Here is a 25,541-nt window from a genome sequence, read left to right on the forward strand (position 1 = left end):
CCGCGTCGGCTTCGATCCTCATTTCCGGGCGGCCTACTTCAGGAACTGTTGCACGTTCGTCCTGTCGACGAGCACGGCGTCCCTGTAGAGGTAGGGGCCCTTGGTGATGGTCTCCTTCGGCTTCTTTTCGACCACGATGGCCTGGATCGCGTCGACGGCCAGCTTGCCCATCTCTTCGAAGGGGAGCGAGACCGTGGCGACGAGCGTCGATTCCGGGTCTGCGATCCGGGCGTAGGTCTCTTTGCCACCGTCGACCGAGATCAATGGGATCTGGCCCTTCTTGACACCTTGCGCCTTGAGCAGGTCGTCGATGATGAAGGCCTGCCCGTCGAAGGAGGCCCAGACGCCGTTGATCCTGCCTTGGTTCTGAAGCAGGAGCGCCTGCATGCCGGCACGCACGTCATCGCGCCAGCTCTGGGTGCGCGACATCGAAAACTTGCCGATCTCCCTGACCGCCTGGTTCTCCGACAGAACGTCGTCGAGAACCTTGCCGCGGATGCGCGTGCCAACGTTGAGATCGAAGCGGGCGCTGACGATGTTGCCCTTGTAGCCGAGCTGGCCGAGCAGGTAGAGCGCAGCCTCGGCACCGACCTTGTATTCGTTGGCCTGGATGTCAAACAGCGCATGCGGGCTCGATCCCGACATCACCGTGACGACCGGAATGCCTTTGTCCTTGGCCGCCTTGAACTGTGCATCGGCTTCTACCGGCTTGCCCATCACGATGATGATCGCGTCAACCTTCTTGACGATCAGCGCATCGAATTGCTCGGCATGCCTTGGCAGCGCGCCCTCCGAGTTCAACAGCGTGACGCCCCAGCCCCTGGCCTTGGCGGCCGCCGCCGCGGCGTTCGCGACGCGCGCATGGGTTTCCGACGAGAACTGGAAGCCGACGATGCCGACCTCGAAGGCTTGGGTGGGCTGCCCGATGGCACAAAGCGCTGCGCCCACGGCCAGGATTTTCCGCAGTCCGAACATGCTCGACTCCTCTTGTTGACGTTGTTTGGGGGCTTCAGACCTTGAATGCAGCCTTCTTCATCGTGCTGGCCGAAAAGGCGACCGATCCGATGATGATGGCGCCGAGAACGATATCCTGCACGTAATAGGCCGCGCCCAGCAGCACCAGGCCGTTGCCCAGCACCTTGAGCACCAGCGCTGCGAAGACCGTGCCCCCGACGTTGGGTTGACCGGGCTCGAACATGGTCATGCCCAGCAGCACGGCGGCAATGGCGTACAACAGGTAGTCGCCGGCCATGTTGGGGGCGGCCGACGACAGGTTGGCGGCCAGCAGCACGGCCATGAGGCCTGCCAGCGCGCCCGCCAGCAGCATGCCGAAGCGCTTCATTCGCGCGGTGGCGATGCCGGCCAGCCGCGCCGCGTCGTCGGCCTCGCCGGTGGCCACCATGTGGGCGCCCGTGCGTGTCCACTTGACCAGGCCGTAGGCAAAGCCTGCCACCGCCACGAACCACAGCAGCAGGTTCGGCACGCCGAAGGTGTTGCCTCGCGCGATCCCCGTGAAACCCACCGGCCAGCGCCCCACGAAAGCCACGCCTTGCGTGATCATGAAAGCCAGGCCCTTGGCAATGGCCGCCGTGCCGAGTGTCATGATGAGCGACGGAACGCGCAGAACAGTGACGCCATAGCCGTTGGCCGCGCCGAGCGCGATGCCCACACCCAGCGCCGCCGCGACGGCCACGTAGGGCGGGTACTGAAGCTGCACCAGCCAACCGCAGACCACGGCGGCCAGGCTTGCCATCTCGGCAATCGACAGATCGAGTTCTGCCACGATGAAGGCGAGCGTGAAGCCGAGCGCGAGAATGGCAAGGAAGCTCGTGTCCTTCAGCACGTTGACGATGTTCGCCCCCGACGCGAAGTTCGGTGCGAACAGCACGAAAAAGGCGATGAGTGCGAGCCCGGCCATGGCCGTCCCATAGCGCCCGATGAGTTCACGCATCGACACGGGGTTCTTCACGACGGTGGCGCCTTCGATGGGGCCATTGGCGAGGAGAGCGCAACCAGGTCGTGCGAGATCGGCGCGAGGCTTTGTTCGCCGCGGCGATAAAGATCGAACAGGCGTTGATAGACCATGGCGCGCTCGGCGTTCGGCTCGTGCCGGGCAGCGATCTTGACCAGTTGAACCTGGGCTTGCAGCAGTGAAGCGAAGTGGCCCAGCCCCGTCCATGCGACGATCGCTGCGCCCATCGTGCCTGGCTGCGCGGACTCGCCAACCACAACCGGCCGCCCGCAGACGTCGGCCTTGATTTGTCGCCACACCGGGTTGGACGCCCCGCCGCCGCCGAAGCGGATTTCAGTGACCGGTTGACCGATCGCGGCCTCGGCCCGTTCCAGCACCACACGGTTCTGGAAGGCGACACCCTCCAGCACGGCGAAGGCAAGATCGGTGGCGCCGTGGTGACGGCTGAGTCCGATGAAGGCACCGCGCAAGGACGGGTCCCAGTAGGGCACGCGCTCCCCCTGCAGATAGGGCAGGAACAGCAAGGGCTGCGCATGTCGGCGGCCGGCCAGCAACCCATCCAGCGCGCGCCCGACCGCGGCAGGGTCGTCGTCGTCGATCGGGCCGAGCAGGCCGCTCAGCCACCGGGCGGTGTCGGCGCCGTTCTGGCTCGGGCCGCCGAGCATGGACAGGCCCGACCAGTCGACCGTGAGCAGACCCGGTGCCTCGGCGGGGCGCTCGCTCATCACGCCAAGCACTTCGGTGGTGCCGGAGATGTTGTAGGCGCAGCCCGCCTTCAACGCGCCAAGGCCCACGGCTGCCGCCCAGGTGTCGTTGGCGCAGCAGAAAACCGGGACGCCGACGAGCCGGTCCAGGGGTGCGGGATGTCCGGGCAAGATGCTGCCGACACGCTCGCAAGGCGCCAGCACCGATGGCAGGAGCGTCGAGGACGCCCCGATCGCACGCAGGAGATCGATGCCATCGACCTGCGCCGCGCAGGCAAGCAAACGCGCCATCGAGATGGCATCGCCGGCCTGGCGGCCCGTGAGCCGAAAGTTCAGGTAGTCCTTCGGCTCCAGCACGGTGGCGAGGTTCTTGAACGTCGCCGCCTCTTCGTCGCGCAGCCAGGCCAGGCGCGCCAGCGGATGGAAGGCGTTGACGTTGCCAAGTTCAGGATGGTTCGTGGGCAGATCGGCTGTGAGCTGCCTGGCGGTGTCTTCCGCGCGGGCGTCGTCCCATCTCATGGCATGGCGCAGCGGCTGCCCATCGCGCCCGAGAAAGACCTGGGTGCGTGTCATGCCGCAAATCGCCACCGCCTGCACCGCGCCGAACAGCCGCGGCGCAGCGGCGGCCAGGTTCGAGCAAAGTGCCATCAGGTCGCGCCAGCAGTCGGTGGCATCGAACTCCGACCAGCCCATGCGGCCCACCGTGGCCACGGTGGGCACCACGCTTTGGGCGTGCACGACGCCCTGGGCGTCGACCAGCGCGGCCCTGAAGCTCGTGCCGCCGAGGTCGCAGGCCAGCACGACCTTCACGCCGGCCTTCTCACTGTCGCCCCCGAGATCTGGGGATGCCTCATGAACCAGCGTCATGCGGCAGCGCGGTCCCCCATCAACAGGTCATCGAAGATGGCAACAGCGCGAGTCCACCCGGCGGAGGCGCCGCGGATCTTGTGCGGGAAGCAGCTGATGTAGAACCCATGGGGCGGCAGGGATTCGAGGTTGTGGAGCTTCTCCAGGTGGCAATAGCCGATGTCGCGACCGGCCTTGTGCCCCTCCCAGATCAGGGACGCATCGTGTGTCTCGCCATACTTCTTCGCCGTGTGCACGAAGGGGGCATCCCAACTCCAGGCGTCGGTCCCGGTCAGGCGCACGCCCCTCTCCAGCAGGTACATCGTGGCCTCGTACCCCATGCCGCAACCCGCGGAGACGTAGTCACTCTCGCCATAGCGCATGCCGGCACGGGTGTTGACCACCACGATCTCGAGCGGCTGCAGTTCATGCTCGATGCGCTTCAACTCCGCCTCGACGTCAGCGGCGGTGACCACATAGCCGTCGTCGAACGCGCGAAAGTCAAGCTTTACGCCGGGCTGGAAACACCATTCGAGCGGAACTTCATCGATGGCGATGGCGCGCTCTTTTTCACCCAGCGCCTTGTTCATCGTGGAGTGAAAGTGATACGGGGCGTCGAGGTGCGTGCCGTTGTGGGTGGACAACTGCACCAGCTCCGCGGCCCAGCCTTCGCCGTCGGGCAGGTCTTGCTTCTTGAGCCCTGGGAAGAAGGGTTCGATCTGCTCGAACGTGTTGTCGTGGGTGAAGTACTGGATCTTCGGCGCGAAGGCCGGGGGATCGGACAGCACTTCATTTTCCAGGTAGATCGACAGGTCGACGAACTTGCGGGGCATGGCGGGTCCTTCTGGTAGCGCTGGAGCGATATCAAGATGTTCGGCAAGCGCCGGGCAAACGTGCTGAAGGCGATCCGCCTGAAGGCAGCACCGCCCGGGCAGCGGTCGCCATGCTAGTACAAGATCACGACAACGGACCTCAGACCTCACCCCTTTTGTGCGCATGACGGATGGGCTTGACGCGGTGCGCAGGGGGGGCCGGGATGGCACCGTGACGAAGTGTTGTGAGTGGCGCAGAGAACCGTGATGGCCTCTGCGCGAGGCACGGCACCGCCTGTCGCTTCGCAATGAAATGGTCAAGGTTTCGTCATGACATTCGCGGTCCTATTGCTCAGCATCACGCACTTCTCTTCCGCACTGTCTCGTATTCAACAGACTCGGGAAGCGTCAATTCAGCGTCACCGAACTGATGGACATTTCGCGCCACATCACAGGCATTGGAAGCATGTGTGCGGCTGTCGCGCAAGCCCAACCCACGCCTCATGCCCCACTCGACATGACTCCGAAAATTCATTTCATTGCCGGACTGCCACGGTCCGGCTCCACGCTGCTCGCCGCGCTGCTGCGGCAGAACCCGAGATTCCACGCCAGCATGAGCAGTCCGCTGGCGCGGATGGTGTCTTCCGTGCTCGTCGAGATGACGGGGGAGGACGGCCCGCTGGTGTCGCCAGAGAAGCGACGCAACGTCCTGCTCGGGCTGTTCGACGCCTTCTACGCGGAGGAGAACGCGGCACGGAAAGTCGTCTTCGACACCAACCGGGGCTGGGGGGCGAGATTGCCGTTGCTTGCCGAGCTGTTCGGCGAGGTCAAGATGGTCTGCATGGTGCGCGATGTCGCGAGCGTCATGGACAGCTTCGAGGTCGTGGTGCGCCGCAACGTCTTCAGCCGCTCCGCCCTGTTCTTGAATGAGCCGGAGCGCGCGACGGTCTATACGCGGGCCGAGGCCATGCTCTTGCCGAACCGGACCGTCGGTTATGCGCTGGCCTCGCTCAAGGAAGCGTTCTACGGCGAACAGGCACGCTCGCTGCTGCTTGTCGAGTACGACCATCTCGCCAACCTCCCGGCGCAAACCCTGGCGTTGATCTATCAGTTCCTCGGGGAGCCTCCGTTCGAACATTGCTTCGACACCCTGCAATACGACGCGCCCGGCTTCGATGCCGGCATCGCGACGCCGGGTCTGCACCTTGTCAAGCCGTCCGTGCGGGCAGCCACTCGCCCGACCGTGCTGCCGCCCGACCTGCGGGACCGTCTCTCACAACTGAACTTCTGGCGGCAGCCTGGTTACAGCCAGGTCCAGTTCGTGCGCCACGCCGGTTCGGGTGCGAGCGGGGGCACCGATGGCGCGGCACGACTCGTCATCGAATCCGCTGCGAATGAAGGCGAGCCTCATCACTTGAATACCGGACTGCAGAGCCTGCGCTGACGCGGCCTGCATCGCCCTCCGGCGAACGTCCCTCCTCGGCCCCAAGCCTTCTGCCCTTCATGCACGCATCGATACCGGAACCTCCGCACGCCCCCAACGCGCAGCGGCTCACGCCTGCCCCCTCCGGCGTCTTCACGATCTGGATGACGGGTTTGTCGGGCGCGGGCAAATCCACGCTGGCCCAGCACCTCGTGGATCGAATGCAGCAGGAGGGGCGCGCCAGTTACATGCTGGATGGTGACGTGCTTCGCGACGGGCTGAGCAGCGATCTCGGTTTCAGCCGCCAGGATCGCCGTGAACAGGTTCGCCGTGTGGCGCATGTGGCGCGGATCATGAACGAGGCCGGCGTGGCCGTGATCGTCGCCCTGGTGTCGCCCTATCGTGCAGATCGGCTGATGGCGCGCGACATCATCGGCTCGGGCGCCATGCACGAGGTCTGGGTTTGCACGCCGCTGCCTGTGTGCCAGGAACGCGACCCGAAGGGCTTGTACCGGCGGGCCAATGCCGGGCAGTTGCCGGCCATGACCGGCGTTGCCGACCCCTACGAGCCACCGGGGGAAGAAGCGCTGTGGATCGACACCAGCCGCCACGACGTGGCGGCCTGTGCAAACCGCATTCTCGATGCGTTCAGCATCCAGGCCTGCACGACCGGGAACGATCAACATGTTCGTCGCTGATGATGCACCCCTGCTGCAAGGCGTCGACGAGGCAGCGCGGCAGCCGATGAACGAACCGTCGATCCCGGCGTTGTTCGAGCTGCAGGTGTCGCTGCACCCCGAGGCCCTGGCCGTCACCTTCGGCGACGTCCGGCTGTCGTATGCCGAACTCAACRCCCGCGCCAACCGGCTYGCCCACCGGTTGCTCGCGCTGGGCGTGCAGCCCGAGCAACGCATCGCCGTSGCGCTGCACCGGACCATCGACCTCCCCGTCGCCATGCTGGSCATCTTCAAGGCCGGCGCCGTCTACCTCCCGCTCGATCCCAACTATCCCGCCGAGCGCATCGCGTTCATGCTCGACGATGCGCAGCCGGCCCTGCTGCTNCATCTTCAAGGCCGGCGCCGTCTACCTCCCGCTCGATCCCAACTATCCCGCCGAGCGCATCGCGTTCATGCTCGACGATGCGCAGCCGGCCCTGCTGCTGACCACCGAGGCCGCCCGCGTCGGCCTGCCTGCCCCCGGCCTGCGGCAGCTTTGCCTGGACAGCGCCGCGCCGGATGGCCTGCCTGCCCACAACCCCGGCCTGCACATCACGCCCCAGCACGCCGCCTACCTCATCTACACCTCCGGCTCCACCGGCCGGCCCAAGGGTGTGCTCGTGCCACACCGTGGCCTGCCCCACCTGGTCAGCACGCACCGGCGCCGCTGCGAGCTGGGGCCTGGCTGCCGCGTCCTGCAGTTCGCCTCGCCCAGCTTCGATGCCGCCATCTCCGAGCTGCTGCGCCCCCTGCTCTCCGGCGCCTCCTCGGTGATGGCCGGCCTCGATGACCTCGTGCCSGGCGCGCCACTGGCCAGCCTGCTGGTGCGTGAACGCATCACGCACGTGACGCTGCCGCCCGCCGTGCTCGCCGTCATGCCCGAGGACAGCCTCGCCTCCGTGCGCTACCTCATCGTGGCCGGCGAAGCCGTCTCGCCCGCGCTGGTGGAGCGCTGGCACCAYGGCCGCCGCATGATCAACGCCTACGGCCCCACCGAGGCCACCGTGCTGGCCTCCATGAGCGCGCCCATGGCGGGTGCCGATGACCTGTCSATCGGCACACCCATCGACAACACGCAGATCCACCTCCTCGACACCCTGCTGCAGCCGGTGCCCATCGGCAGCCCGGGCGAGATCTGCATCGGTGGTGCCGGTGTCGCACGCGGCTACCTGAACCGCCCCGGCCTGACGGCCGACCGCTTCGCCGCCGACCCCTTCGGGCCGCCCGGCTCGCGCCTGTACCGCTCCGGCGACCTGGGCCGCTGGCGCCACGACGGCACCATCGAGTTCCTGGGCCGCATCGACGAGCAGGTCAAGATCCGGGGCTNCTCGCGCCTGTACCGCTCCGGCGACCTGGGCCGCTGGCGCCACGACGGCACCATCGAGTTCCTGGGCCGCATCGACGAGCAGGTCAAGATCCGGGGCTTCCGCATCGAGCCCGGTGAGATCCAGTCCGTGCTGGAACTGCATCCCGGCGTGGCCCAGGCCACCGTGATCGCCCGCGAGGATCAACCCCGCAACCGGCAGCTGGTCGGCTACGTCGTCCCCGGCCCGGCTCGGCCGGACCCCGCCGCCTTGCGCCGCTACCTGGCCGAGCGCTTGCCCGACTACATGGTGCCTGCTGCCGTGGTGATGCTCGAGGCCTTGCCGCTCACGCCCAACGGCAAGATCGACCGCAAGGCGCTGCCCGCACCCGACNTGCCCGACTACATGGTGCCTGCTGCCGTGGTGATGCTCGAGGCCTTGCCGCTCACGCCCAACGGCAAGATCGACCGCAAGGCGCTGCCCGCACCCGACGCAAGCACCAGCGCGAGCGCAGCCTACGAAGCGCCCCAAGGCCAGGTCGAAACCGAACTGGCCCAGGTGTGGAGCACGATCCTCAAGCTCGACCGCGTCGGCCGGACCGATCATTTCTTCGAACTGGGCGGCCATTCCCTGCTCGCCGTCCGGACGGTGACCGCCGTGCAGCAGGCCTTCGGCGTGGACGTCGCCGTGCGCGACCTGTTCGCGCACCCCATCCTCAAGGACCTGGCCGAACGCCTGCAGCAGGCGGCCCGCGTGGAGACACCCGTGATCTCGGCGACCAGCCGCGGCGCGCATGTGCCGATGTCGTTCGCGCAGCAGCGGCTGTGGTTCCTGGCGCAGATGGACGGGGTCCCCGGTGCTTATCACATCCCGTTCGGCGTTCAGTTGCACGGCCGCCTCGATGGGCAAGCGCTGCGCCTCGCCCTCGACCGCATCCTCGAGCGCCATGAAGCACTGCGCACCACGTTCGCCCTGGTGGACGGCACGCCGGTGCAGCGCGTGGTTCCCGCCCGCGAAGCGCGCTTTCAGCTGCAGGAGACGGACCTGCGCCCGCACGGCGATCCCCAGGGCGCCCTGGCGCGGTTGCGCGCGGTGGAACTCGACACGCCCTTCGACCTGGAAAACGGCCCGGTGATCCGTGGCCGGTTGATCCAGCAAGCGGAGGACACGCACACGCTGTGGATCACCGCGCACCATGTCGTCTCCGATGGCTGGTCGATGGGGATTTTCCTGCGCGAACTGGGCAGGCTGTACGACACGTTCGCACGGGGGCAGGACGACCCGTTGCCGGCGCTCGCGCTGCAGTATGCGGACTACAGCCTCTGGCAACGGCAGTGGATGGCGGGCGACGCGCTGCAACGGCAAGCCGCGTACTGGAAAGCGGCACTGGCCGATGCGCCGCTGCTGCTGGAGCTGCCCACCGACCACCCGCGCCCCGCGCGCCTGGACTACGCGGGTGCGCTGCTGCCCCTGTCGCTCGACGCGGCACTCACCACCCGGCTGAAAGCGTTGAGCAGCCGGCACGGCACCACCTTGTTCATGACCTTGCTGACGGGCTGGGCGGTGCTGTTGTCCAGGCTGTCCCGCCAGCGGGACGTGGTGATCGGCACCCCGGTGGCCAATCGCGGCCACGCGGAGATCGAGCCGTTGATCGGCTTCTTCGTCAACATGCTGGCCCTGCGCATCGATCTGGGCCAGGCGCCCACGGTGGGCCAATTGCTGCGCCAGGTGAAAACGCGCACGCTGGACGCACAGCAGCACCAGGACATGCCGTTCGAGCAGGTGGTCGAACTCACGGCCCCGGCGCGCAGCCTTGCCCACAGCCCGCTCTTCCAGACCGTGTTCTCCTGGCAGAACACGCCGGCCGAGGCATTGACCATGACCGGCATGACGGCAACCCCGCTGCGCATGGGCGAGCACACCACGGCCAAGTTCGATCTCACGCTGGCCCTGCAGGAGACCGAGGGCAGGATCCACGGCGGCATCGAATATGCGACGTCGCTGTTCGAGCCCGCCACCATCGAACGCTTCGCCGGCTACCTGCACACCCTGCTGCAAGCGATGGTAGAAGACGACACGCGGGCGGTCGACCGCCTGCCCATGCTGCCGCAAGCCGAGCGGCAGCGCCTGCTGGCAGCCCCGAGCGAGGCCGTTCATCCGCTGCCTGAAGCCACGCTGCCGCAGTTGTTCGAGCAACAGGCCGCGCGGACCCCGCATGCCACCGCCGTCGTGTTCGAGGCGCAGCGTCTGACCTACGCCGAGCTCAATCGCCGGGCGAACCCGCTGGCGCATGACCTCATCGCGCAGGGGGTGGGCCCGGGGCACTTTGTCGCCATCGCCTTGCCGCACGGCCTCGACCTGCTCGTGGCACTGCTCGCGGTGCTCAAGTCGGGCGCCGCCTACCTGCCGCTCGATCCGGCCTACCCGCCGGAACGCCTGGCCTTCATGATCGAGGATGCCAGGCCAGTGCGGGTGATCACCCGCACGTCAGTCGCCCACCAGCTGCCTGCCTGCGCGACACGGTTGATGCTGGATGCAGCGGACACCCAGGCACGGCTGTCGCGCATGCCCGCCACCGATCCCACGGATGAACATCGCCTGCAGCCGCTGCGGCCGTCCCATCCGGTCTATCTCATCTACACGTCGGGTTCGACGGGCCGGCCCAAGGGCGTGGTGATCGAGCACCGCAACGTCGTGCGCCTGTTGACGGTCACGGAGCCCCTGTTCCGCTTCGACCACACCGACGTCTGGTCACTCTTCCATTCGTTCGCCTTCGACTTCTCGGTGTGGGAAATCTGGGGTGCACTGGCCTACGGTGGCAAGCTGGTCGTGGTGCCCGCGTTGTGCGCCCGCTCGCCCAAGGACTTCTATGCGCTGCTGTGCCGGGAAGGCGTGACGGTCCTGAACCAGACGCCCAGCGCCTTCCAGCAACTGATCGCGGAGCAGGCCCGCAGCAGCGAAGCGCACCGGTTGCGCTACATCGTCTTCGGCGGTGAAGCACTGGAACTGCGCACGCTATTGCCGTGGATCCAGCGCAACGACCCCGATCGCACCCGGCTGATCAACATGTACGGGATCACCGAGATCACCGTGCACGCCACCTTCTGCGCCATCGAGCGGGCGCACATCGAGGCCGGCGCGGGCAGCCGGATCGGTTCGCCGCTCGCCGACCTGCAGGTCTACCTGCTGGATGACGCCTTGGAGCCGGTGCCCGCAGGCGTACCGGGCGAGTTGTACATCGGCGGCCCGGGCCTTGCCCGCGGCTATCTCAACCGGGCCTCGCTGACGGCCGAACGCTTCATCGCCCATCCCTTCGGCCCCCCCGGTGCGCGTCTCTACAAGACCGGGGACATGGGCAAGCGGCTGCACGACGGCACGTTCGAGTTCCTCGGACGCAACGACGACCAGGTCAAGATCCGCGGCTTCCGCATCGAACTGGGCGAGATCGAGGCCAAGCTGGCCGCGCAGGACGGCGTGCGCGATGCCGTGGTGCTGGCGCGCGAGGACCAGCCCGGCGACAAGCGCCTGGTGGCCTACCTCGTCGCCCGGGACGGATGCGCGCTGCATGCAGCCACGTTGCGCGACGGCCTGGCCAAGGAACTCGCCGACTACATGCTGCCGAGCGCCTACGTGGTGCTCGACACCCTGCCGCTGACAGTCAACGGCAAGCTCGACCGCAAGGCGCTGCCGGCCCCCCAAGGCGATGCCTACATCAGCCGCGGCCATGAAGCACCGCAAGGCGCGATGGAAACCGCGCTGGCGGGCATCTGGTCGGCGCTGCTGCAGCGCGAGTCGATCGGCCGGCACGACAACTTCTTCGAGCTTGGCGGACATTCGCTGCTGGCGGTGCGCCTGCTGTCGCAGCTGCGCGATGCGCTGCAGCTCGAGGTGCCACTGGGCACGCTGTTCAACCACCCGGGCCTGGCCGACTTTGCCGCGGCGGTGGGGCAGACGAGCCCTGTTGCCGTGACAGCGATCCCGCCCGCCGACCGCAACGCGCCGCTGGCCCTGTCGTTCGCCCAGCAGCGGCTTTGGTTCCTGGCCCAGATGGAGGGTGCCAGCGAGGCGTACCGGATTCCGGGTGGCTTCAGGCTCGAAGGCCGGCTGGACGCCGTGGCCCTGGCCGCGGCCCTCGACCGGATCGTCGCCCGCCACGAGGCCTTGCGCACCACCTTCGGCCAACATGACGAGCTGGCCGTGCAGGTCATCGCCCCGCCCGATGCCGGGCTGGCGCTCCAGATCCACGACCTGAGCGGAACGGCCGATCCGCAGGCGAGGGAAACGCAGCTTCGCCGGCACGTGGACCAGGAAACACACGCGCCGTTCGATCTGGCGCGGGGCCCGTTGATCCGCGCGAGCCTGTTCCGGCTGGCACCGGAGGAACACGTGCTGTTCTTCTGCATGCACCACATCGCGTTCGACGGCTGGTCGATGGGCGTGCTGATGCATGAGTTGAGCGTGCTGTACGGCGCCTGCCTGCAAGCCCGCATCGACGGCGCCCACGGTCACGACGGCATGCCCGACCCGCTGCCGCCACTGCCCATCCAGTACCCCGACTACGCCCAATGGCAACGCCGATGGGTCCGCGGTGAACGCCAGCAACACCAGGCCGAGTACTGGCAGCATGCCCTGGCCGGCATGCCGTCGGTGATCGCCTTGCCGAGCGACCGGCCGCGCCCGCCACGCCAAGACCACGCGGGCGCCCACTGTCCCGTGGCGCTCGACGCCGCACTTAGCGGCCGGCTCAACGCATTGAGCCAGCGCCACGGTGCGACGCTCTACATGACGCTCATGGCCGCCTGGGCCACGCTGCTCTCGCGCCTGTCCGGGCAGCAAGACATCGTGATCGGCAGCCCGACCGCCGGACGCACCCGCAGCGAAACCGAGCACCTGATCGGGTTCTTCGTCAACACCCTCGCACTGCGCTATCAGCTGGCACCGGATCAGACCGTCGCGGGCCTGCTCGGCTACAGCAGGCAGCAGGTGCTGGCCGCCCAGCAGCACGCGGACCTGCCGTTCGAGCAGATCGTCGACCTGGTGCAGCCGCCGCGAAGCCTGGCGCATGCGCCGATCTTCCAGGTCTTGTTCGCGTGGCAGAACACCCCGCGGAACCGGCTCGCGCTGCCGGGCCTGACCGTCTCGCCGCTCGAGGGCTCCGGCGGCACCACCGCCAAGTTCGACATCACCTTGACCCTGCAGGAAGTCGACGGACGGATCGTGGGCGCCCTGGAGTACGCGACGGCGCTCTACGATCGGACGACGATCGAACGCTACATCGGCCACTGGCGCACGCTGCTGGAGGCCATGGCGGACGACGACACCGTGCCGCTGGCAAGCCTGCCGTTGCTGACACCCGACCAGCGCCAGCAGGTGTTGGTGGACTGGAACGCCACGCAGGCGCCCTGCCCGCCAGACGCATGCCTGCACCAGCGCTTTGAAGCGCAAGCGGCGCAAACACCCGATGCCATCGCGGTCGTCCATGAAGCGCAGCAACTGACCTACGCGCAACTCAACGCACAGGCGAACCGCCTGGCGCATCGCCTGCTCGCGCTCGGGGTGCGGCCCGATGCCCGGGTGGCCCTGTGCGCGGACCGCAGCGTGGAGATGGTGGTGGGCCTGCTGGGCATCCTCAAGGCCGGCGGAGCCTATGTGCCACTGGACCCGGATCATCCGCCGGCGCGGCTCGCCGCCATGCTGGCGGACTGCGCACCCGCCGCCCTGGTGACACGGGCCGCGCTGCGGCCCCGCCTGGAGGCGTCCGGCCTGTGCGGCCAGGCAACGCCAATCGTCATCCTCGACAGTGCGGCATCGTCCACTGGCCCGGACCCGCAAGCCGAGCGCAACCCCGATGGCCAGGCCCTCGGCCTGACCTCGCGCCACCTGGCCTATGTCATGTTCACCTCCGGCTCCACCGGCCTGCCCAAGGGCGTCATGGTCGAACACCGGTCGGTGATGAACCTGTGGCATGCGCTCGAGCAGGAAGTCCATGGCCAAGGTCCGCGCTGCACGCGCGTCGCGCTGAACGCGGCCATCACATTCGATGCTTCCGTCCAGGCGCTGGTGCAGTTGCTCTCCGGCCGCTGCCTGGTGATCATTCCCCAGCCGGTGCGGCTCGACGTTGCCGCGCTGTCGGCCTTCCTCAGGACCGAGCGCATCGACGTCTTCGATTGCACGCCCGCGCAGCTGGACCTGCTGGTGGCCGACGGGTTCTTCGACCACACGCATGGCCTGCCCCAAACCATCCTGGTGGGCGGCGACGCCATGGCCGCCAGCACGTGGGACAAGCTGTGCCACACGGCCGGCGTGCGGGTCTACAACGTGTACGGTCCCACCGAATGCACGGTCGATGCCACCCTCTGCGCGATGCACCCGGAGGCCGGACGGCCGAACATCGGCCGCCCGCTGGCCAACACCCAGGTCTACCTGCTCGATGACCGGCAGCAGCCGGTGCCGATCGGCGTCGCGGGCGAGATCTACATCGGTGGCGCGGGCGTCGCCCGCGGCTACCTGAACCGGCCGGCGCTCACTGCGGAACGCTTCCTGCCCGATCCCTTCAGCCCGGAGGCGGACGCGCGGCTATACCGCACCAGTGACCTCGCACGTTGGCTGCCGGATGGCCGCATCGACTACCTCGGCCGCAACGACCACCAGGTCAAGATCCGCGGTTTCCGCATCGAGCCCGGCGAGATCCAGGCCACGCTGGAGCGGCATCCGGGGGTCATGCAGGCCGCCGTGATCACGCAGGACGATGCCTCCGGCAGCAAGCAGCTGGTCGGCTATGCCGTAGCGGCCGGCACGCCTCGCCCGGAACCGGCCGCGCTGCGGCATTACCTGGCCGAGCACTTGCCGGCCTACATGGTGCCGGCCGCGGTGGTGGTGCTCGCTGCGCTGCCGCTCACGCCCAACGGCAAGGTCGATCGCAAGGCACTGCCCGCGCCCGAGTTCGCCTCGCATGCGAGCACCCGCGAAGCCCTGACGCCCCGCGAACATTGGCTTGCCGCCCTGTTCTCCGAGGTACTCGGGCTGGACCAGGTGGGCATGGATGACAGCTTCTTCGACCTCGGCGGCCACTCGCTGCTCGCCATGCACCTCGTCAGCCGCATCCGCGCTGCGTTGGCCATCGAGCTGCCGATGCGCGCGCTGTTCGAGGCGCCGTCGGTCGCGATGCTCGCCCGCCGCTTGAACAGCGGCGATTCCTCCGCCGGCCTGGACACCGTCTTGCCGCTGCGCACGACGGGCAGCAGGCGGCCCCTGTTCTGCGTCCACACGGCCACCGGCCTCGGTTGGCCTTACGCGGGGCTGGTCGCGCATGTGGGCCGCGATGTTCCGGTCTACGCGCTGCAAGCGCCCTTCCTGGCCGCCGGCGACCCGCTCGACGACGACATCGGCACCCTGGTGGATCGCTACATCGATGCGATGCGCACCGTCCAGCCCCTGGGCCCGTATCGCCTGCTCGGCTGGTCGATCGGCGGGGTGATCGCCCACCGCATCGCCACCCGGCTGGAGCAGCTCGGCCACACGGTCGAACTCCTGGCGCTCCTCGACAGCCATCCCGCGGAGAGGACCGAGGCGCAGCCGTTGACCGAGGCGCAACTGTTGCGCCGCTTCCTCGACATCGTCGGCTGGCAGGCCCATGCGGAGGTGATGGAGGATGAATCCCCGCTCGATGCCCTCACACGCCTCCATGCACGGCATGACCGCCTGTCCGTGCTGACGCTGCCGCAGGTCCATCGGTTGTTCGAGGTCTTCAGGCACCTCCTGCGCATGTGGCGCAAGCCGGGCCTCGGCCGGGTGAACGGCAGGACGGTGTTCTTCGAGGCAAGCCGCACGGAACCTCGGAGCCAACCGTTGCACACGCTGTGGGCACCGCACGTCGCGTCCGGCGTGGACGTGCACGGCATCCCTTGCACGCACGACGACATGGCGCGCCCGGCGTTCCTGTCCGCCATCGGCGCGCTGTTGAAGGACGCGCTTTGATGGCACGGGAACAGCCTCTGGTCGAGACGCCACCACCCGATTCACCCCGACATCCAAGGAACAAGCCATGACGACAGACACCATCGAACCGGTTCACGAATGCATCGTCCTCATCAACGCCGAGGCCCAGTACTCGCTCTGGCCGGCGAGTGTCGCGGTGCCGGCTGGCTGGTCGGTCGTGCACCAGGCCACGTCGCGCGAAGAGGCCATCGCCTACGTGGACGCTCATTGGACGGACATGCGGCCGGCCAGCCTGCGCACATGAGCCGCCATCGGCGCACGCCGAGAGGGCTCGATGCCGAGTGATCGCCGGGCCCGTCCCACACCGGCACGCATGACCGAAGGCCCCATCGCCAGGACGCTGGTTGCCTTGTTCCTGCCGATCCTGCTCAGCAATGTGCTGCAGGCACTGAACGGCTCGGTCAACGCGATGTGGGTCGGCCACTTCCTGGGCGAAGCGGCCATGGCGGCAACGGCCAACGCGAATGCCGTGATGTCGTTCGTCGTCGCGGTCGTGATGGGCATCGGCATGGCGGCCGCCATCCTGATCGGGCAGCGCCTGGGCGCGAAGGATGTCGCGCAAGCCAAGCGCATTGTCGGCACCAGCGCCACGTTCTTCGTGGGGCTGGCGGTGCTGATCGCGCTCGCCGGCGTCGTGCTGTGCGAGGCCATCGTCGCGCGCATGCAGGCCCCACCCCCAGTGGGTCCCCTGGCCGTGGCCTACCTGCGGGTCATGTTCCTGACCATGCCGTTCCAGGTGGCCTACATCTTCCTGGCCATCCTGTTGCGCAGCACCGGCGACAGCAAGACGGCGTTCAAGTTCCAGATCGTCTGCGTCGGGCTGGACATGGCGATCAACCCGCTGCTCATCCTGGGCTGGGGGCCGATTCCTGCGCTCGGCATTGCCGGCTCCGCCACCGCCACCCTGGTGTCGCAAGGCATCGGCCTGGCGGCACTGACCCGCCACCTCTACCGCACCCGGCACATCCTCTGCCTGCACGCCGGCGACACCCATCTGCTGCGCCCGGACCGGCACATCCTGAAGGACCTCCTCGTCAAGGGCATGCCGATGGGCCTCCACATGGCCGTGGTGTCGCTGTCCATGGTGATGATGATTTCGCTGGTCAACCGCTTCGGCGCTCAACTGTCGGCGGCGTACGGGGCTTGCCTGCACCTGTGGAACTACGTCCAGTTGCCGGTGCTGGCCATGGGCATGGCCGTGACACCCATGGCGGCGCAGAACCTCGGCGCACGACGGCTGGACCGGGTCGGGCGGATCGCGCTCGTGGGCAGCGCCCTCGGCGTCGCGATGGCCGGCGGCATGGTGCTCGTGGTTCAGTGCTTCAGCGGCACGGTGCTTGAAATGTTCCTGCCGGCGCAAACGGAAACGCTGCGGGCCGCGCAACACATCAATGCGATGGTGGCGTGGTCCTTCATCCCGTTCGGTGTCACGTTCGTGCTGGCGAGCGTCATCCGCGCGTCGGGAACGGCGATCCCGCCGCTCGTGATCCTCTTCCTCGCCCTGTGGTGCATCCGCCTGCCGGCCGCGGCCCTGCTGATGGACGCGTGGGGCGAGAATGCGCTGTGGGCGAGTTTCGGTTTGGGTTCGGTGTCGGCCATGCTGATGTTGATCGCCTACTACCGGTGGGCGGGCTGGCGCAAGGCCTTCGCGCCGGTTGAAGCCGAGGATGGCGCGCGCATGATGGGCGCAGCCCGGGTGCCAGCACCCCACACGTCGGGCAACGCCTGAGGTCAGGGTGGCGTCAGGCCGCCACGGCAGGCACCTGCCGCACCATTCGCCGCCCGCGCCGCAACAGGAACAGCGCGATGGTGAGGTTCACCGCGTTCCATGCCATGCCGTTGATGAACGCGGCCTCGTACGAGCCCGTCAGGTCGAACACCTTGCCCGACATCCACCCGCCCAGCGCCATGCCGAACAGCGTGCACATCAGCACCGTGCCCACCCGGGCACCGGCCTCGGCGGGGGCGAAGTGCTCGCGCACGATGATCGCGTACGACGGCACGATGCCGCCCTGGAACAGCCCGAACAGCGCCGAGACGACGTACAGCGACACGAGCCCGTCGAACGGCAGGAACAGCAGCAGGGCCAGGCCCTGCAGCATCGACCCGAGCACCAGCGTTCGCAGGCCACCGATGCGGTCGCAGATGACCCCCGACACCAGCCGGCTCACCACGCCGCACGCGAGCATCAGCGACAGCATCTGCGCACCGCGGGCCGCGCCGTAGCCGAGGTCGCCGCAGTACGCCACGATGTGCACCTGGGGCATGGCCATGGCCACGCAGCAGGCCACGCCGGCCACGCACAGCAGCGCCTGAGCGTGGCCCGGTGACAGGCCGAAGGGCCGGTCCGAGCCGGTGGACACCGCGGCCCCGGCTGCCGGCGCCACCGCGGCCGGCGGCCGCGCCCGCATCATCAGCGCCAGCAGCGGCATCGTGACCACGCAGAAGATGCCGAGGCCGATGTAGGTCTGGCGCCAGCCGACCGTGCCCACGAAGTGCTGCACGATGGGGGGCCAGATGGCCCCGGCCAGGTAGTTGCCGCTGGCGCACACCGCCACCGCGATACCGCGGCGGCGAACGAACCACAACGAGGTGTCGGCCACCAGCGGTCCGAAGGTGGCCGAGCTGCCGAGGAACCCGAGCAGCACACCATGCGCCAGCGCGAAGCTGCCGATACCCCCGGACGACCCGGCGGCCACGAACCCGGCCCCGAGGCCGACCGAACCGATCAGCACCGGCACCATCACCCCGAAGCGGTCGGCCAGCCGGCCCATCATCACGCCACCGACGCCGAACCCCACCATCATCAGCGTGTACGGCAACGAGGCATCGGCCCGTGCCACGCCGAACTCGGCCTGCACCGATGGCAGCACCACCGCCACCACGTACATGGCTCCGCTGCCAATGGTCATCAACGCGAGCGTGAAGGCCAGGCGCGTCCAGGCGTAGCGGGAGTCGGCAAGGTGTTCTGACATGACAGTGCAGGCAGTGCGGCAAGGCAGCGATTGTGGCCCTGCGCCCGCTCCCGCGTCGGGGTCAGTTCTTTGCGATGGTCGCCCGCTTCTCAGCCACGCTTCGCACCGGCAGCTCGAACCGCGGCTTGCCGAGCACTTGGGTCGCCACCCGCGACGCGAACCGGCGCGTCAAGAAGCGCACGCCGAAGCACGACAGCTTGTTGAAGAGGCCGGGCACCACCGTGCGCTTGCCGCGCAGCATCGCGCGGATCGCGGCGTGCGCCACGAACTCCGCGCTTTTCGTCGACGCGTTCGCGAGCCACGAGTAGTCGCCCCCGCCGGACGCGGCATGGAACGCCGTCTCGGTGCCGCCTGGGCAGATGCAGGTCACCGACAGCGGCGTGCCGCGGTGCTCGTCATGGAGACCCTCGCTGAAGTTGCGCACGAACGCCTTCGACGCGGCGTACAGCGCCATGTTCGGCACGGACTGGTAGGCGCCGGTCGACGCGATGTTCAACATGTGCGCAGGTCCGGTGCAGCCCTTGCGCGCGTCAACGAAGCACCGCGCGAGCGCCACGAGCGAGGTCATGTTGAGTTGGACGAGCTCCGCGTCGCGCGCCCAGTCGACCTCGTCGAACCGGCGGAAGTAGCCGAAACCGGCGTTGTTGACCAGGATGTCGATCGGGCCGCCCGCCATCGCGGCGTCCCACAGCACGCGTGCGGCATCGGGCTTGCCGAGATCTGCGGTGATGATCTCGACCTTCACGCCCTTGCAGGTCGCGGCCACCGCGTCGAGTGCGTCGCGGCGCCGCGCCGTCAGCACGAGGTCGACGCCAAGCGCCGCGAGCTCACGCGCGATGGCCGCGCCAATGCCGCTGGATGCGCCGGTCACCAGCGCGCGCTTGCCAATGTTGACGGCTGTGTTTGTACTCAAATCGTTCTCCTGTCGGGCGGGGCGGCCAGGGAACTCCAAGGCCTGCGAGGGTTGCGTGTATAGCGTCGCTACACCCAGAATATATCATCGATATATTCGACGGCATAGCGAGTACCCTGAAACGGGGAGGCGGACGCCGGACCTGCCCGGCCTCCGGGCGGCAGGCTGGACGCCAACGCCCTGCCGCACGCGACACGAGCGAGATGCTGCGTACGTAGAATGGATTCGAACCCAGCGACAGCGACTTCGCGCGAGATCGCTGTCCCGATGAGCAGAGCCGACTTGTCCTCTCTCAGAACTCTTTCATGCGCCTTTTCCGAACCCACCTGTGGCATCCGACACCGAGACCGCAATTTTTCGGGCCGCAGCGGCCCTGCTGGAGGCGCACGGGCCGGCGGGTTTGACAACCCGTGCCGTTTGCGCGGCGGCCGGCATCACGGCGCCCACGCTCTACCATCACTTTGGCGGCAAGGGCGCCCTTGCGATGGCGCTCATCAGGCAGGGTCGGGCCGAGTTCATCTCACGCAGGCGCGTTACCGGAGCGTCCGAGGATCTGATGACGCAGTTGAGAACCCATTGGGATGATGCTGTGGATTTCACGTTCAAGCGCCCCCACCTCTACGCCCTGCTCGTGGAGCAATCCCGGCAGCATCCGGAACTGCTCACTGAGACGTTCGCCGAAATGCGAGCGCTTGTCCAACGCCTCGTGGATACCGGCCGCTTCCAGGTCCCCCTGGAAGAAGCAGCGCGTGCCATCTCGGCCGCGTTCAATGGCGTCCTGTCCTTGCGTCAATGGGGTACGACGACAGCAACCGAGGTCGCGGCGACGAGCGACTTGATCTTCACTGCGCTGATCACCGAGTTGAGCAAGAAGCGCTGAGCCGCACGTTCTGGATTGCGTGCACCGCAAGCCACGAACTTCGCTTTGACCAACGCTTCTTCGGTGTCCATCCCGGCACCCAGTCAGGATCCTGCAAGACTCGGATTCAATTCGGAGACGCTTTATGCACTTCCCCAAGAGTTTTTCGTCGGTCAGTAATTTGTTCGGGCACAAGACCAAAAAGTCAAACGGCCCGGCAGCGGCGCCGCCGCCAGCTCAATCGCCGCGTACCAGTGGCATGGACGGACTCCCCCCGCGTCGCACGGCAGCGTCGGCCAGCGGTGCGCAAACCGACCGCCGCGGGCCACCGCCGAGTTCGTTCAGGTCCAGCCAGCGCCCCGATGCCGCAAGGGCCAGCACCAATGAGTCCAAAGCGGCGAAGCTGCTGAGCTCGATCACGGTCCGCGAGATGGACAGGATGACCGACGCACAACTCGGGCAGGTCGTCGAGATCCTGGGGGGCGCTCGTGGCTCATCGCTTGCCAGTGTGCCGCTCAAGGCCAATTGGCAACTCCTCCGTCGCACATTCAACGACGAGGAAATGCATGCCGCGATGCTCAAGAAGACAAGTGACGTGCTGGAGGTTTTGCTGAAACCCGCCAAAGCTGAACCACAAAGGCCGAACGCGCGACCACAAGGCCCACAAGGTGCACAAGGTCCGCAGGGCTCACAGGGGCCGCGGCCAAGCAGCCAACGGCCGGCGCTCCGGCCGATTTCCATCGTCGGCATGGACAAGGCAACCGCCTTCAAGGGGCTGGCTGCCCGCGGCATGAACCGGCAGCAGCTCGAGCAAATGAAGACGGACGTCTTCGATCACATCAAGCACGGCAACCGGACGACAGGCGACGCACTCAACGAAAAGTACAAGGCCTTCGTCACGGATGATTTCTCGTCGTCCGCGGTCTACAGCTCCTATGCGAAGTTGCTCGGCAACCTCTCGGGGTTCTAGGCGTAGCGGAACAGTGGACCGGTTCAGCGCACGCCGGGTTCACATGAGGCGATGAAGCCCCGGCGACACGACCGGAGCGGGCCTGACGACCGGTCTTCGTGCCCTCAACCGGGCACATGCACGTTCGGCAGCCACCTCGGGTGGCATCTCCAGCCAGTTCGGGAACCGGGCCACGTCGCGCACGGTGGCGATGGCCTCGGCTTCGTTGAGCATCGGATGCATCACGAGCATCCGTGCGAGCACCCGTTCGACCCAGTCGGTGTCGATGATCTGTTGACGCTTGTCGTTCATGCTGTGCGCCCTCCGCGTAGTCAAAATTAGTCCTTTCGCCTCAACTTTCAAGCGATTGGATCCCCCGATTGACGCGGCGAGGGAAACCCGCCCCAAACCCGGAGCGGGCGGACCGGCGTGTCAGCCGAGCCCCTTCCCTCCCGAGGCGAAGGCCTCCTGGATCAACGCGATCATGTCCCGGTCGATGGCCATGCGGTTCTGCAGCGCGGCGTTGAGCCGTGTGAGTTCGGCGTCGGAGGGGTTGACGGTCTGCCCTCCCAGACCAAGAGAGACGAACTTGGCACTGGCGGCAAACCACGCCGTCATCACCTCGGCATTCGCCTGGCTGTACTTGGCAACGAGCTCGGCATTTCGTTCAGCAAAGTTCATGGGCATCTCCAACAGGGGTCAGGCCAAAACGGCCTCCCCATCGTACGCCTAGCAGCCAGTCGGCGTCACCAGGCGCCAAGAAGTCACGCTCGGCGCTCGTGCGTGTGCCACGCGTGTGAACCACGCTTGAATATGCGGGCTTCTGACCGAAGAGCGCAGTGACGGCGCCGCGTACCGCTGTGCATACTCACCTTCACGCCGACAGTTCAACAGGACGGCACCGTGATCCATTCCACCGCCACACCAGAGCCCGCCCACAGCCGGCTCGACCCGCTCCCCAGCGCACTGCCCTCGGGCGCGCAGCACACGGGCCCCGTGGATGCCGAACTCGCACTCGTTCGCGCCATAGCCGGAATGCGCACCCTCCTGGCCTTGCTGGGCACCGCGGGCCTTCTCACGCAATCGGGCCTCCCCTGGTTTCCCATTCCCGTGCTGCTGGTCGCCTATGCGACCTGGTCCGTGTTCCTGCTCTGGCAAACCCTCGATGCCTGGCCTCGCGCCGGGTCGGTGCTGTGGCCGTGGACGGATGCCGCAGCGTTGCTGGCCGTTGCCCACCTGATGCCCGAGTCGGGCCCGCTGCTCGCCGACCTCACCGTGCTGCCGGTGGTGGCGCTGGCCCTCATCGGCGGGGCCGTCCACGCCGCCGCGCTCGCGTCGGCCTGTGCTGCGATCATCCTGCTGGCCTCGTGGCAACTCGGCAGCGGCGCGGTGCCCCCACTGGCCCTCGGCGTGCCGCTCGTGCTGCTGGCGCTCGGCCCGGCCGCGGCATTCGTCGCGCGCCCCACGCGCGACCTGCGCCTGCGCCTCCAGCTGCTGAAAGCGTTCAAGACCCGATCGGACCCGCGCCAGGGCCTGCGTCATCACGTCAACGTGCTGCTGCAGTTGCTGGCCGAACACTTCCGCCTCGGCGAGGCCACGATCAGCCTGCAGGGACCGCAACCCCGCATCATCCAATGGCGTCCCGGGAGTGCGGCAACGGACGTGGCCGAGGGCGACGGGCAAGCCTGGCGTGATCGCCTGGCCGCCCTGCCCCGTGACCTGGGCTGCCTGTGTGTCACCGACGGCTCCGGCCAGAAGCGGGTGGCTGCGTTCGACCTCCGGACGGGCGCCCACGGCCCCCTCGCTGCCGCGGCCACCGCGGCGCTGCACGGCCACGGCATGCAAGCCATGGCGTTGCCCCTCATGAGCTACGGACAGCCGCTCGGCCACCTCTGGCTGCACCGCGACCAGTCGGCGTTCAAACCGTCGGACCTCCAATGGCTCCACGCCGTGATGCGCGATACGCTGCCGCTGCTCGAGCGCAGCGACCTGCTGGAACAACTCCAGCGCGAGACCGCCTCGCGTGAACGCGAACGGATCGGACGCGACCTGCACGACAGCGCCGTGCAGCCCTACCTCGGCCTGAAGTACGGGCTCGAGGCGCTCGCCCGCAACGCCGGGCCCGACAACGCCATCTCGCCCCAGATCCAGGAGCTGCTGCAGCTGGCCACGCAGGAACTGGAGACGCTGCGCGACGTGGTGAGCGGGCTGCGCAGCGGCGACGACCCGAACAGCGGGAGCACGTCGCTCGTGGCGCTGCAACGGCAGGTAGCCCGCTTCCAGGCCTTGTATGGCCTGAAGGTCCACATCTTCGCGCCCCAGGCGCCGCACCTGCGCGGTTCCGCGGCCAGGGCCGTGCTGCACATGGTCAACGAAGCGCTGACCAACGTGCGGCGGCACACCACGGCCACGGCCGTCACGATCCTCTTCGACGTCCACCTGGACGACGTGGTGCTGCGCCTGCGCAACGACCACGGCCCGGGTGGCCCTGCGCCGCGTGATTTCCTGCCGCGTTCGCTGACTGAACGTGCCGCCGAGTTCGGGGGTACCGTCTGCGTCACCCACGAAGCAAACTTCACAGAGCTCGCCATCACCTTGCCCCTCCTTGGAGCCATCGGATGAATTCCACTGCCACCAACGGTTCAACGAGCGCCCGTCCCACCGCCCGGCCCATCCGCGTGATGCTCGCCGACGACCACGGGGTCATGCTCTGGGGCTTGAGGCAACTCATTGGCAGCGCGGGTCCGTCGATGGTCGTGGCCGGAACCGCCGCCACCTGCACCGAACTGCTCACGCACACGGCCCTTGCGCAAACGGACGTCGTGCTGCTCGACCTGAGCCTGCGCGATGCCAACGCCCTCGACTGCGTGCCGAAGCTCATCAACGAAGCGAACGTGAAGATCGTCGTGCTGACGGGCGAACTCAACCCGGCACGCCACCGCGATGCCGTGATGCGCGGTGCGCGCGGCATCGTGCTCAAGTCCGACCCCATCGAGAACGTGCTGCGCGCCATCGAGCGCGTGCACGCCGGCGAGGTGTGGCTCGACGGGTCGCTGATGTCCATCCTGCTCGGCGGCATCACCGGGCTGGCGCCGAAGTGCGGCTCGCTCGAAACCGAGATTGCCCGGCGCCATCACTCCCTCACCGCCAAGGAGCGCGAAGTCGTGCAAGCGATGGTGCAGCACCGCGGCGCCAAAGGCCTCGTCGTCGCCGATGCCCTGGGCATGAGTGCGCACACCTTGCGCAACCACCTCACGGTCATCTACAGCAAGCTCGGCGTCCAGGGCAAGTTGAACCTCTACGCCTACGCGCTCGAGCAAGGCCTGGCGCACCCTCCCGCGAAACCGATGCGTCCCGATGGGCTGCCGTCTGCGTGGGGTGCGCTGAACTCGTTCAGCAGTTCGCCGCTCTGAGGGCCCTCAGGGCAGCGCCCTGTCCGCCTTAGCCCATTGCTGCATTGCTGAGCGGGGAAATCCCCGATAGGGGTAGGGAATGGCATCAGCCATCCCCTCCCTCCGAACTGTACGTGCGGTTCTCCCGCATACAGCTCTCCAGTCGGTGGTTACTTCATCGAGANGATAGGGGTAGGGAATGGCATCAGCCATCCCCTCCCTCCGAACTGTACGTGCGGTTCTCCCGCATACAGCTCTCCAGTCGGTGGTTACTTCATCGAGACTGGCTCGCCAGCGCATGGGCTGCATGCAGGGTGAACAGCCCTTGCTCGGCGAAGAAGGCATTGGGCCAGCGCCGGTGATCAGCATGCGTATGCCCATGGCCACGGCGCTTGCTTTGGTATCGCAGCAGCGTCCTCAGCCTACGCCGCACAAACCCGTCAACCTTTGCGAACGTCTGGTGGTACGCGTGCTTGAAGTAGTTGAACCAGCCTCGCAGGATCGGATTCAGGCTCGCAATCACCGCCCGCAGGCTTTCGCCTCGGCGGCGACTGGTCTTCTCCCGGATTCGCTCCCGGAACTTCGCCACGCTCTTCTGGCGCACGCGCCGACGGCCCGCCTCGAACCGATACCCCAGGAACTCGAAGCCCTGCCCCTCTTGCAGGCAGTCCCCCACGT

19 protein-coding genes and 2 pseudogenes are annotated in these 25,541 nt (G+C 67.6%); 12 read left to right on the top strand and 9 right to left on the bottom strand.

Going from position 1 to position 25,541, the window contains the following annotated elements:
* Positions 1 to 33: 33 nt before the first annotated feature.
* Genes ASC87_RS07860 through ASC87_RS07875 form a run of 4 tightly spaced genes read right to left on the bottom strand, consistent with a single transcriptional unit; the run spans position 34 to position 4,355 of the window.
* Positions 34 to 975: a substrate-binding domain-containing protein gene (locus ASC87_RS07860; RefSeq protein ID WP_056659268.1), complete on the bottom strand. Its 942-nt coding sequence runs from the start codon at positions 973 to 975 to the stop codon at positions 34 to 36.
* Positions 976 to 1,009: 34 nt separating this feature from the next.
* Entirely contained in the window at positions 1,010 to 1,969 is a 960-nt protein-coding gene (locus tag ASC87_RS07865) for an ABC transporter permease (protein WP_235582098.1), read from the bottom strand.
* Positions 1,966 to 3,486, bottom strand: coding sequence for an FGGY-family carbohydrate kinase (locus tag ASC87_RS07870; RefSeq protein WP_157603901.1), 1,521 nt, complete (start codon positions 3,484 to 3,486; stop codon positions 1,966 to 1,968). Before ASC87_RS07870 ends, ASC87_RS07865 begins: the two co-directional genes overlap by 4 nt.
* Before the next feature lie 53 nt (positions 3,487 to 3,539).
* Positions 3,540 to 4,355: a cyclase family protein gene (locus tag ASC87_RS07875; RefSeq protein ID WP_056659271.1), complete on the bottom strand. Its 816-nt coding sequence runs from the start codon at positions 4,353 to 4,355 to the stop codon at positions 3,540 to 3,542.
* Between the two features lie 496 nt (positions 4,356 to 4,851).
* Between ASC87_RS07875 and ASC87_RS07880 the strand changes: the two genes are divergently transcribed.
* The 8 genes and pseudogenes from ASC87_RS07880 (at position 4,852) to ASC87_RS07900 (ending at position 17,504) form a co-directional block, all read left to right on the top strand.
* Positions 4,852 to 5,778: a sulfotransferase gene (locus ASC87_RS07880; RefSeq protein ID WP_056659273.1), complete on the top strand. Its 927-nt coding sequence runs from the start codon at positions 4,852 to 4,854 to the stop codon at positions 5,776 to 5,778.
* 59 nt (positions 5,779 to 5,837) lie between these two features.
* Positions 5,838 to 6,455, top strand: coding sequence for an adenylyl-sulfate kinase (cysC, locus tag ASC87_RS07885; RefSeq protein WP_056659276.1), 618 nt, complete (start codon positions 5,838 to 5,840; stop codon positions 6,453 to 6,455).
* A 46-nt stretch (positions 6,456 to 6,501) separates the two neighbouring features.
* The coding region (locus tag ASC87_RS33120; RefSeq protein ID WP_235582101.1) for an AMP-binding protein at positions 6,502 to 6,818 on the top strand (317 nt) is incomplete at its 3' end.
* A 59-nt stretch (positions 6,819 to 6,877) separates the two neighbouring features.
* Positions 6,878 to 7,799, top strand: a 922-nt coding sequence (locus tag ASC87_RS33125) for an AMP-binding protein (RefSeq protein ID WP_255358909.1), incomplete at its 3' end; no start/stop codon positions are given.
* A gap of 1 nt (position 7,800) precedes the next feature.
* Positions 7,801 to 8,170, top strand: a pseudogene (locus tag ASC87_RS33130) (non-ribosomal peptide synthetase); the annotation flags it as partial.
* Between the two features lies 1 nt (position 8,171).
* Positions 8,172 to 15,754 (top strand): annotated as a pseudogene (locus ASC87_RS07890) (amino acid adenylation domain-containing protein); the annotation flags it as partial.
* 67 nt (positions 15,755 to 15,821) lie between these two features.
* A complete protein-coding gene (locus ASC87_RS07895) occupies positions 15,822 to 16,019 on the top strand; it encodes an MbtH family NRPS accessory protein (protein ID WP_056659282.1) in 198 nt (65 codons plus the stop codon).
* 30 nt (positions 16,020 to 16,049) lie between these two features.
* Complete coding sequence (locus tag ASC87_RS07900) at positions 16,050 to 17,504, top strand: MATE family efflux transporter (RefSeq protein ID WP_056659284.1); 1,455 nt, start codon at positions 16,050 to 16,052, stop codon at positions 17,502 to 17,504.
* A 13-nt stretch (positions 17,505 to 17,517) separates the two neighbouring features.
* On the opposite strand, the gene ASC87_RS07905 is transcribed toward ASC87_RS07900, so the two are convergent.
* The gene (locus tag ASC87_RS07905) at positions 17,518 to 18,750 is read right to left on the bottom strand and encodes an MFS transporter (RefSeq protein WP_056659287.1); all 1,233 of its coding nucleotides are present in this window, start codon (positions 18,748 to 18,750) and stop codon (positions 17,518 to 17,520) included.
* A gap of 61 nt (positions 18,751 to 18,811) precedes the next feature.
* Positions 18,812 to 19,702 (bottom strand): SDR family oxidoreductase, encoded by an 891-nt coding sequence (locus ASC87_RS07910; RefSeq protein WP_056659290.1) that lies wholly within the window; start codon positions 19,700 to 19,702, stop codon positions 18,812 to 18,814.
* A gap of 289 nt (positions 19,703 to 19,991) precedes the next feature.
* Here ASC87_RS07910 and ASC87_RS07915 point away from each other — a divergent pair, with 289 nt between their 5' ends.
* Together ASC87_RS07915 and ASC87_RS31670 are read left to right on the top strand one after the other, a co-directional pair.
* Positions 19,992 to 20,543, top strand: a complete 552-nt coding sequence (locus ASC87_RS07915) for a TetR/AcrR family transcriptional regulator (RefSeq protein WP_056659293.1) — start codon at positions 19,992 to 19,994, stop codon at positions 20,541 to 20,543.
* Between the two features lie 124 nt (positions 20,544 to 20,667).
* Entirely contained in the window at positions 20,668 to 21,492 is an 825-nt protein-coding gene (locus ASC87_RS31670; RefSeq protein WP_157603897.1) for a hypothetical protein, read from the top strand.
* A gap of 39 nt (positions 21,493 to 21,531) precedes the next feature.
* On the opposite strand, the gene ASC87_RS07925 is transcribed toward ASC87_RS31670, so the two are convergent.
* Positions 21,532 to 21,783, bottom strand: a complete 252-nt coding sequence (locus ASC87_RS07925; RefSeq protein WP_056659299.1) for a hypothetical protein — start codon at positions 21,781 to 21,783, stop codon at positions 21,532 to 21,534.
* A 120-nt stretch (positions 21,784 to 21,903) separates the two neighbouring features.
* Positions 21,904 to 22,152, bottom strand: coding sequence for a hypothetical protein (locus tag ASC87_RS07930; RefSeq protein ID WP_157603898.1), 249 nt, complete (start codon positions 22,150 to 22,152; stop codon positions 21,904 to 21,906).
* A gap of 222 nt (positions 22,153 to 22,374) precedes the next feature.
* On the opposite strand from ASC87_RS07930, the gene ASC87_RS07935 reads away from it, so the two are divergent.
* Both ASC87_RS07935 and ASC87_RS07940 read left to right on the top strand, forming a co-directional pair.
* The gene (locus tag ASC87_RS07935) at positions 22,375 to 24,093 is read left to right on the top strand and encodes a sensor histidine kinase (protein WP_157603899.1); all 1,719 of its coding nucleotides are present in this window, start codon (positions 22,375 to 22,377) and stop codon (positions 24,091 to 24,093) included.
* Entirely contained in the window at positions 24,090 to 24,884 is a 795-nt protein-coding gene (locus tag ASC87_RS07940; protein ID WP_082568470.1) for a response regulator transcription factor, read from the top strand. Before ASC87_RS07935 ends, ASC87_RS07940 begins: the two co-directional genes overlap by 4 nt.
* Positions 24,885 to 25,137: 253 nt before the next feature.
* Here the strand turns inward: ASC87_RS07940 and ASC87_RS07945 are convergent.
* A partial coding sequence (locus ASC87_RS07945) for a group II intron maturase-specific domain-containing protein (RefSeq protein ID WP_304440684.1) occupies positions 25,138 to 25,541 on the bottom strand: 404 nt, incomplete at its 5' end.

It is taken from the genome of Rhizobacter sp. Root1221, from assembly GCF_001425785.1.
GTDB lineage: Bacteria > Pseudomonadota > Gammaproteobacteria > Burkholderiales > Burkholderiaceae_C > Rhizobacter.

Excerpts from the sequence above, each read along its gene's own strand:
- ASC87_RS07925 (WP_056659299.1), bottom strand. The coding sequence starts at position 21,783 with ATGAACGACAAGCGTCAACAGATCATCGACACCGACTGGGTCGAACGG.
- ASC87_RS31670 (WP_157603897.1), top strand. The coding sequence starts at position 20,668 with ATGCACTTCCCCAAGAGTTTTTCGTCGGTCAGTAATTTGTTCGGGCAC.
- ASC87_RS07895 (WP_056659282.1), top strand. The coding sequence starts at position 15,822 with ATGACGACAGACACCATCGAACCGGTTCACGAATGCATCGTCCTCATC.
- ASC87_RS07880 (WP_056659273.1), top strand. The coding sequence starts at position 4,852 with ATGACTCCGAAAATTCATTTCATTGCCGGACTGCCACGGTCCGGCTCC.
- ASC87_RS07930 (WP_157603898.1), bottom strand. The coding sequence starts at position 22,152 with ATGAACTTTGCTGAACGAAATGCCGAGCTCGTTGCCAAGTACAGCCAG.
- ASC87_RS07905 (WP_056659287.1), bottom strand. The coding sequence starts at position 18,750 with ATGTCAGAACACCTTGCCGACTCCCGCTACGCCTGGACGCGCCTGGCC.
- ASC87_RS07940 (WP_082568470.1), top strand. The coding sequence starts at position 24,090 with ATGAATTCCACTGCCACCAACGGTTCAACGAGCGCCCGTCCCACCGCC.
- cysC (WP_056659276.1), top strand. The coding sequence starts at position 5,838 with ATGCACGCATCGATACCGGAACCTCCGCACGCCCCCAACGCGCAGCGG.
- ASC87_RS07900 (WP_056659284.1), top strand. The coding sequence starts at position 16,050 with ATGCCGAGTGATCGCCGGGCCCGTCCCACACCGGCACGCATGACCGAA.
- ASC87_RS07875 (WP_056659271.1), bottom strand. The coding sequence starts at position 4,355 with ATGCCCCGCAAGTTCGTCGACCTGTCGATCTACCTGGAAAATGAAGTG.
- ASC87_RS07860 (WP_056659268.1), bottom strand. The coding sequence starts at position 975 with ATGTTCGGACTGCGGAAAATCCTGGCCGTGGGCGCAGCGCTTTGTGCC.